This window comes from Pseudoalteromonas sp. MelDa3, from assembly GCF_002863625.1.
Taxonomy (GTDB): Bacteria; Pseudomonadota; Gammaproteobacteria; order Enterobacterales; family Alteromonadaceae; genus Pseudoalteromonas; species Pseudoalteromonas arctica.
In genome coordinates this window covers 1-7,127 of record NZ_PJBR01000260.1, presented here as the reverse complement: position 1 = coordinate 7,127, position 7,127 = coordinate 1, and the positions used below count along the sequence as shown (strand labels likewise).

At 39.1% G+C, this 7,127-nt stretch carries 7 protein-coding genes; 6 read left to right on the top strand and 1 reads right to left on the bottom strand.

Features of this window, described 5'->3' with window-relative positions:
* Both CXF89_RS20990 and CXF89_RS20985 read left to right on the top strand, forming a co-directional pair.
* Nucleotides 1-1,244: glycerophosphodiester phosphodiesterase family protein (locus CXF89_RS20990; protein ID WP_121955670.1), on the top strand; the 1,244-nt coding region annotated here is incomplete at its 5' end.
* Between the two features lie 241 nt (nt 1,245-1,485).
* Nucleotides 1,486-2,220: a dienelactone hydrolase family protein gene (locus CXF89_RS20985; protein WP_121955669.1), complete on the top strand. Its 735-nt coding sequence runs from the start codon at nt 1,486-1,488 to the stop codon at nt 2,218-2,220.
* 21 nt (nt 2,221-2,241) lie between these two features.
* Here the strand turns inward: CXF89_RS20985 and CXF89_RS20980 are convergent, their stop codons facing one another.
* Complete coding sequence (locus CXF89_RS20980) at nt 2,242-3,165, bottom strand: LysR family transcriptional regulator (protein WP_101164168.1); 924 nt, start codon at nt 3,163-3,165, stop codon at nt 2,242-2,244.
* A 157-nt stretch (nt 3,166-3,322) separates the two neighbouring features.
* Between CXF89_RS20980 and CXF89_RS20975 the strand changes: the two genes are divergently transcribed.
* The 4 genes from CXF89_RS20975 to CXF89_RS20960 all read left to right on the top strand — a co-directional run.
* Complete coding sequence (locus tag CXF89_RS20975) at nt 3,323-4,006, top strand: type 1 glutamine amidotransferase domain-containing protein (protein WP_121955668.1); 684 nt, start codon at nt 3,323-3,325, stop codon at nt 4,004-4,006.
* A 116-nt stretch (nt 4,007-4,122) separates the two neighbouring features.
* On the top strand, nt 4,123-4,704 hold the full coding sequence (locus tag CXF89_RS20970; RefSeq protein WP_010555361.1) for a rhomboid family intramembrane serine protease: 582 nt from the start codon (nt 4,123-4,125) through the stop codon (nt 4,702-4,704).
* 77 nt (nt 4,705-4,781) lie between these two features.
* Entirely contained in the window at nt 4,782-5,627 is an 846-nt protein-coding gene (yghU, locus tag CXF89_RS20965) for a glutathione-dependent disulfide-bond oxidoreductase (RefSeq protein ID WP_024589239.1), read from the top strand.
* Between the two features lie 262 nt (nt 5,628-5,889).
* The coding region (locus CXF89_RS20960) for a GGDEF domain-containing protein (protein ID WP_145990864.1) at nt 5,890-7,127 on the top strand (1,238 nt) is incomplete at its 3' end.

Sequence of the window (7,127 nt, the reverse complement as noted above, 5' to 3'; positions counted from 1 at the left end):
TGGTTGTTACCAGCACAGAAGTTGAGATTGTTGAAGTGCCTACGCCTGTTATTGTAGAGGTACCAAGTGGTAGTGCGCCAGATATTCAACTAGGCACTCGCCCTTATTATTTAGTAGATGATATGAGCGACAGCAACTTAAAAACAAAATTAGAGTCATGCAGTGAAGGTCCTTTTTACCGCACCGACTTTTCTATTGGTCATCGCGGTGCATCAATGCAATACCCTGAGCACACCAAAGAAGCCTACATTGCTGCAGCTAGAATGGGCGCAGGCATTGTTGAATGCGATGTTACATTTACAAACGATAAAGAACTAGTATGTCGCCACTCCCAATGCGACTTACACACCACAACTAATATTTTAGCCATTCCTGAACTTGCAGCTAAATGCAGTGTGCCATTTACACCAGCAGACCCTGCTAATGGTGTTGCTGCTTCTGCAAAGTGTTGTACCAGCGATATAAGCTTAGCGGAATTTTTAACCCTTGAAGGTAAAATGGATGGTGCAAACACTAATGCAACTACCGTTGCCGATTACATGGATGGTACACCAAGTTGGCGCACTGATTTATATGCCACCAACGGCACATTGATGACCCATAAACAAAGCATTGCACTGTTTAATGAGCTGGGTGTAAAAATGACCCCAGAACTAAAATCGCCACAAGTAAGTATGCCATTTGATGGAATGACGCAAGAGCAATATGCGCAAAAAATGCTAGACGAGTACACACAAATGAATGTGCCAGCCTCAAAAGTTTACCCGCAATCGTTTAACCTTGATGACGTAAAATACTGGATTAACACTAACCCTGACTTTGCAGATAAAAGCGTATACCTAGATGGTCGCGACAGTGAAGCCGGATTTGATCCAAGTAACCCACAAACATGGCAACCTGGTATGGATGAACTTGTGGCTGACGGCGTTAAAATTTTAGCCCCTCCAATTTGGATGATGCTAACAATAGATAACGAAAATAATATCGTGCCATCACAATACGCAATTGACGCAAAAGCAGCAGGTTTAGAGCTTATTGCATGGAGCCTTGAGCGCTCAGGTCCGCTTAATGAAGGTGGTGGTTATTACTATCAATCAATTGCTGATGTTATAGATAACGATGGCGATATGATGACGGTCGTTGATGTACTCGCAAAAGACGTGGGTGTAATGGCTATATTTTCAGATTGGCCGGCTACCGTAAGTTATTACGCTAGTTGTAATAAAATGCCTGCAAGTATTTAATACCAATCTGCTTATATATGGGGTCTATTTAACGTTAAGAAAATTACGCTAGAACTAGGCAAAAATTTTTTATCTAGTTGTTCTAAATAAAAAATTTTTAACGACGTTATAGTGAAATTTAATTCGTTAAATTGATCAAAGATTTATGCAGGTTGGTATAAATACTCGACAACAAAAGTCGTTTATTTTATCGCGCTCAGTTACCATATCATTATATAATTTTATTTAACTGAGCGCTTTTATGATAATTCAACAACATAACGCAGACTTGCCAACACCTACAGGTTTAATGCGAACAACCATCTATCGCCCTCAGGCGCAAGGGCAGTTCCCTGCTATTATTTTTTATTCTGAAATTTTTCAGCAAACTGCACCTATTGCACGCAGCGCAGCTATTTTAGCAAGCCATGGCTTTGTGGTATTAGTACCGGAAGTGTTTCACGAGTTAAATCCTATGGGCACTGTGCTTGCTTACGACGATGCAGGTAAAGACAAAGGCAATGCAGATAAGTGGGCAAAACCACTGGAGCATCATGATAGCGACACGCAAGCCATGATCGACTTTACAAAGCAGCAGCATTACTGCACAGGTACAGTGGGCGCCATGGGCGTATGTATTGGCGGGCATTTAGCTTACAGAGCGGCGCTTAATCCTGAAATTAAAGCGGCTTTTTGCTTATACGCGACTGATATTCATAGCAATACATTACCTGCAAAATCAGGTAATAACTCATTTGAACGCATGGCTGATATACAAGGCGAAATTCACTTTATATGGGGTAAACAAGACCCGCATGTGCCACAAGAAGGTCGTACTAAAATATACCAGCAATGCGTAAGCACAGGCATTAATTACCAATGGCAAGAAGTTAATGCCCAACATGCCTTTATGCGTGATGAAGGTGAGCGATACGATGCAGCCCTTGCAATTAATATGTATCAACAAGCGGTTGCATTATTTAGCCGTACTTTATAAATATTTAAAAAGCGAAAATAATTAAACGCTTTTCAGCATACCCAAGGCGGTATGCTGTTTCACAAAATACGCTTTTAAGTAATCAATAAATAATCGTAGTTTTTTAGATCCCGCAGCTCCTGGCGGAAATACTCCATACAGTTCAATATCTTTGCTTTTATAATCATCTAATATTATTTCAAGTAGCCCAGCTTGTACTTTAGGCCACGCATCGTAAAGCGGAATACGCCCAATGCCATGCCCCGCTTCTACAAAGGCAGTACGTGCAGCTGCGTTATTAGTACTTAAGGCGCCTTGCATTGTAATGTCGTGTTTTTTACCATCTTTTGAAAGTGTTAACGTTTTACTTCCTAGCTGATAAACCACCCATTGATGATCTGCCAATTCTAAAGGTGTTTTAGGTTTACCAAAATGTGTAAAGTAATCCGGCGCGCCACAAATACAAGTGCTCATTGTAGTCAGCTTGGTTGCCTGCAAGTTGGAGTCACTCAGTGCCACTCCCCTAATTGCAAAATCAAACCCATTTTTAATAATATCAACCACATCGTCAGTAAGCTGTAAGTCTATTTTAATTTTAGGGTATTGGCGCTTAAACGTATTTATTGCAGGCACAATTAACTGCATTCCCACATTTACTGGGCAACTAATTTTAAGTAAACCTTGTGGCTCGCTCTTTATATTTTCTATTTGCTGATTAGCCGCATTAGCTTGTTCGGTAATTATTCTACAACGCTCATAATAAGCAATGCCTGCTTCAGTGAGCGCCATGGTACGGGTTGAGCGATTTAGTAAAGTAACTTCAAGCTGCGTTTCTAATTTTTTTAAATGATAACTTGCAACTGCTCGCGTAAGCCCTAGCTGTTTGGCAGCAGCGGTTAAGCTGCCCTGCTCTACAATTTGCGCAAATACAACCATGCTCTTTAACTGCTCAAACGACACCTTCATATGTGCTCCGTAGCGTGTTTTAAATTCAACCCCTCTATTGTATCAATTATTAAACCAATAAAGTTAAATTTATCATCGTTGTTTAAAGCTCTGTTAGTGCATATAGTAATTGGTAAGCAAGATAAACCAATTTAAATCATCAGAAGGAATATATTCAATGTCTAAAAAAATACTTATGGTTCTTACATCTCACGCAGAACTTGGTAACACTGGCGAAAAAACAGGTTTTTGGGTAGAAGAATTTGCAGCCCCTTATTATGCATTTGTTGATGCAGGCGTTGAAGTAACATTAGCGTCTCCAGCTGGCGGTCAACCACCAATTGATCCGACAAGTACACTTGTCGATTTTCAAACAGATGCAACTAAACGTTACGACGCCGATAGCGCAGCACAAACACTTATGGCAAACACTAAAGTGTTGAGTGAAGTAAAATCTAGCGATTTTGACGCTGTATTTTACCCAGGCGGTCACGGTCCATTATGGGACCTAGTTGACAACACTGATTCAATTTCGCTTATCGAAAGCTTTATTAAAGAGCAAAAGCCTGTTGCTGCGGTATGCCATGCAAGTGCTGCATTTTTAAATGTTAAAGATGCTGATGGCAATGCATTAGTAGCGGGTAAAAAAGTAACTGGTTTTACTAACTCTGAAGAAGCTGCAGTGCAACTTACCGATATCGTGCCATTTTTAGTTGAAGACGAGCTAATTAAAAAAGGTGGCGATTATCAAAAAACTGACGACTGGGGTGTATTAGCACTAGAAGACGGTTTAGTAATTACCGGCCAAAACCCTGCAAGCTCTGAACTAGCTGCAAAAAAACTATTAACTAAATTAGGTTAATAGTGAGTAATAATTAAAATTAAGCACAGCATTTTATGCTGTGCTTTTTTAATTGCTTTTCATTAGCAAATACAATTCCTATACTGGCAACTCTTAAAGTCAATTAGGGCGATTATATGGCAACCAAGCCAACCACACTGTCATTACTAACTAGTACCCGTTTCGCAATATTTAGTATTGTTGTTATTTGCTTCGTACTACAGGTGATCAATAGTCTACCTGGCATAAATCTTAATGGTTTAGGCATATATCCACGCAGTATCCAAGGATTAATTGGCATACTATGCGCACCTTTTTTACATGGTAGCTGGTGGCACTTTGCCAGTAATATGATCCCATTTGTAGTATTAAGCTGGCTAATTTGCCAGTACAGCGTAAAACGTTTTTATAACGTATTTATTTTTACCGCTCTAGTCGGTGGACTCTTAGTTTGGGCATTTGGGCGCAGTAACATACATGTTGGTTTAAGCGGTGTTATATATGGTTTATGGGGCTTTATTCTATGCTACGGCTTAGTAAGACGCTCATTAAAATCAATTATAATTGCTGTTGTAGTGGCTATACTTTATAGCGGTTTTATATGGGGTGTTTTACCCCAGCGCTATCATGTATCGTTTGAAAGCCATTTATTTGGAGCACTAAGCGGATTGTTTTTAGGTTATAGATTAGCAAAAGCCGATAAATTAAAAGGTCGGTAAATTAAGTATTAGGGCCTTTAATTAATTTTTTATGGCCACATTTACCATATATGTATTTCATCTAACAGAGGTTATTTATGAGTGATAAAAACGAATACACGCCACCAAAAGTATGGACGTGGGAAAGTGAAAGTGGCGGTAAGTTTGCCAGCATTAACCGCCCAATTGCAGGCGCGACTCATGACAAAACTCTACCTATTGGTGAGCACGCATTTCAGCTTTATTCTCTTGCGACACCTAATGGCCAAAAAGCTACAATCATGTTTGAAGAGCTTTTACAGCTTGGTTGCACCGATGCAGACTATGACGCATATTTAATAAACATAGGTGATGGCGATCAGTTTGGATCTGACTTTGTTGATATTAATCCAAACTCAAAAATCCCAGCGCTAATGGATCATTCAACCACGCCGCCTACTCGCATCTTTGAATCAGGTTCTATTTTACAGTATTTGGCTGAAAAATTTGATGTACTTATACCTAAAGATCTAAAAGCTAAAACAGAGTGTCGTAACTGGCTATTTTGGCAAATGGGCTCAGCACCTTACTTAGGTGGTGGGTTTGGTCATTTTTATAGCTACGCACCAAGTAAAATGCAATACCCTATTGACCGTTTTACCATGGAAACTAAACGCCAACTTGACGTGTTAAATCGCCATTTAAGCGAAAATGAATACATGGCAGGTGATGAATACTCAATTGCCGATATTGCAATTTGGCCGTGGTACGGATCGTTAGTGCTTGGAGCTTTATATGATGCAGCAGAGTTTTTAGATGTTGCCTCATACACCCATGTTGTACGCTGGGCTACGCAAGTATCAGAGCGCCCTGCTGTAAAGCGTGGTCGTCGCGTAAATCGCACATGGGGTCCTGAAGAAGAGCAAATGGCAGAGCGCCATAACGATAGCGATTTCGAAGGTTAAATCTATAGAACAGCAAGTAAAGTCGTTAACACTTTAACCTGCTTGATAATTTTAAGGCTCAAAATAAATATTTATTTTGGGCCTTTTTACTTTTTAAACTTTTTTTATCCCTCCCGTAAACTATATTTACTTTTACATTAAAGTTTTATTTAGCTGCGTAAAGGCTTATTAAGCTCTTTGTATTACCAGTATTGCATTAGTGTAATTTGCTAAATGGTTTACTTAATTTCCTAGGGGTTGTTTTTGAAAAAGGTTTTAATTAGTGCCATATAACAATTTAAGTAATAATGAGCGAAAAGAAGCGCTCAAAATTTTATACTCGAATGCTATTTCCGGAATTGCAGTCTCTGTACTAGTCAGCGTTGCTTTAGTATTTGCTTTTGATATAACTAATGAGAAAACTAACCACGATAAAGTAGTCTGGTTAGGCATAATGATGTGCGTGCTTACTTTACGCATTATTGATGTAGGGCTTTTTTTGAAAGCTCAAAATTCTCGCCAACCTTACAACACACATTTTTATCTAAATCGCTTTGCTATTGGCTGTATATCAACAGCCGTGTCTTGGTGTGGCTATGCTCTTTGGTTTCATAGCACTTCATCTACGGTGGAAGTTACTACGACCATTGCTATTTTATCAGCGCTTGCCGGTGGCTCTGCAAATTTGCTGTCTGGTAGTCGTTTTACAGCTGTTTTATATAGCTTTACTTTATTGGCCCCCTACTCTTTTTTGCTAACGCTTTCAAACGATCACTACCATCACATATTGGGGCTATTAGGTTTAACTTTTGCCACAATTATGATTGCCTCTTCGTACAAATCAGCCACATTTACACACAGTGCAATCAAGCTAAAAAACCAAAACAGAGAGCTGCTTAATGAAATGGAAAACAAGGTCGAGCAACGCACTGAAGAAATTTACCGCTTATCGAATACCGATCCACTCACAAATCTATTAAACCGTACCGCATTTTTAAAAAATGCAAACAAACAACTAGCAGATAATCCTAAAGAACCCTTTGCTTTATTATTTGTAGATTTAGATGGTTTTAAGCAAATCAACGATTCGTTGGGTCATAAAGTAGGCGATAAAGTATTAAAAGAAATAGCACTGAGAATTAGTAATGTATGCAACCAACAACTCTATAAATGCCGTTGGGGCGGAGATGAGTTTTTAATTTTAGCAACCTATCAAAATCAAGCTGAGCTTATCGAGTTTGCTAATAAAGTGCTTCAAAGCATTGGTGCCGAGCATGAAACATATAAATATCAAAAATGGGTATCAGCAACTATTGGAATTGCCATGTACCCTGAGCACGGGAACGACTTAAATACCTTAATTCGCTCTGCTGATACTGCGATGTATCACCAAAAACGCATAGCTAAAGGTAACATCAATATTTATAACGATTCACTCAAATTAAAACAAGAAAGAGAGTACCTGTTGAGTCGACGGTTAGCCAGTGCTATAGAAGAAAACAGTTTAAGGCTAGTATTTCA